The organism is Gemmatimonadota bacterium, from assembly GCA_039715185.1.
Lineage (GTDB): Bacteria > Gemmatimonadota > Gemmatimonadetes > Longimicrobiales > RSA9 > DATHRK01.
The window spans coordinates 1-1,396 of the sequence record JBDLIA010000217.1; the positions used below are offsets into that span (position 1 = coordinate 1).

A 1,396-nucleotide genomic window follows, 5' to 3' on the forward strand; every position below is an offset into this window, starting at 1 on the left:
GAGTCGTCGGCACGAACGTCGAAGACGGGCGGACGTCGGAGACGGACGTCGACACCGCGGCCGGCGAGGCGGCGCCGCACCCCGGAACAGGTCGCCGACCTGGCCGAGCGTTTCTTCGCTGCGGTTCACGCGGCGCCGGGCGAGGCGATGACCACACTCGCGGCCAAAGTCGGCGCGACGGCGCGGGAGCTTTCAGTCGCGGTAGCACGGCTTCGCCGCCAGGGCCGTGTGCGCACCGTAGGACAGCGTCACCACACGAAGTACTTCCCGGCGGCGCCGACCGAGTCGGTGTCGTAGCTCAGGCAGCAGCCCGGATCGCGGGCTCGGCAAACAACGACGGCGGCTGCGTGCCGCTTTGGTAAGCCTCGCAGCAGTCGGTGAGGAAGGCCAGGACATCGCGGTGTTGCTTTCGCGCGGTATGGGCGACGCTCATCAGCCGCTCGGCGAACAGGTTGCCGCGCTCTGACTGGCTGCCAAACGAGCGCTTGCGCCACAGCACAAACGCGCGCAGCTCGCGCTCGGCGTGGTTGTTGGTGGGCTCGACGCCGTCGTGATCGACGAAGGTCCACAGCGCGAGCCTGTGCTCGAGCAAATTCTTGCACGAGCCCGACAGGCGCTTGATGTTGGCGGCGACCGCGCGCTCGAGCACGTCTTCGATTCCTGCGCGCACGGGTATCATCCACGCCAGAAAGGTCGCCTTCGAGATGGTTCCATCCTTGTAGGCGTGCCAGTACTCGAAAACGAGGCCGGTGTAGTCCAAAAGCTCGCGGCCGATCCTTTTGGCCGGACCGTCGCGCTCGGAAAACGATATAAATCGCCGGAGAAGGTGCGCCCAGCACACCTGCCGTCGCTCCATCGCCCAGAAATTCAGCGCCGTCGCGCGATCGGATACCAAGATGCCCCGCAGAGGGCCGAACAAGGGCAAAAGCGTTGCCTTGCTGCTGTCGCCCACGATCTTGAACACGGTGACCATCGCTGTCGCGATCGTCCACACTGCCAGCGCAGCGCCCGCTTGCAACCAGCCGGTGCCATCGGTGTGTTTGACGCGAGCGTTTTCGACCTTGGTCCACGCTTCGTCGACCGATGGCTTGACTGCCTCGGACACCCGCGCCTCGACGGCGCTCACGCCACCGAGCGAGATCCGCACGCCGAGCAGATCCCATAGCAGCGCCACCGTTTTGCGCCGGCTTACGTGATACACGCCCGTAAGTAGGCCGATGATGCTCATCAGCCGCGGACCGAACGGAGATGTTGGAACCTCGGGGCCGAACCGGCCACGCGTGTTGTGGCCGCATTGGCACGCCACTTCGTGGCATCGGTACTCGGTCGTGTGCGGCACGACTGGCGGTATCTCGGTCACCTGAAATCGCGTCGCACGCGGATCCGCGAGCTGCGG

General features: G+C 65.9%; 1 protein-coding gene. It reads right to left on the reverse strand.

From position 1 onward, the window contains the following. Positions 1–298: 298 nt before the first annotated feature. A partial coding sequence (locus ABFS34_16825; protein ID MEN8377090.1) for an IS66 family transposase occupies positions 299–1,396 on the reverse strand: 1,098 nt, incomplete at its 5' end.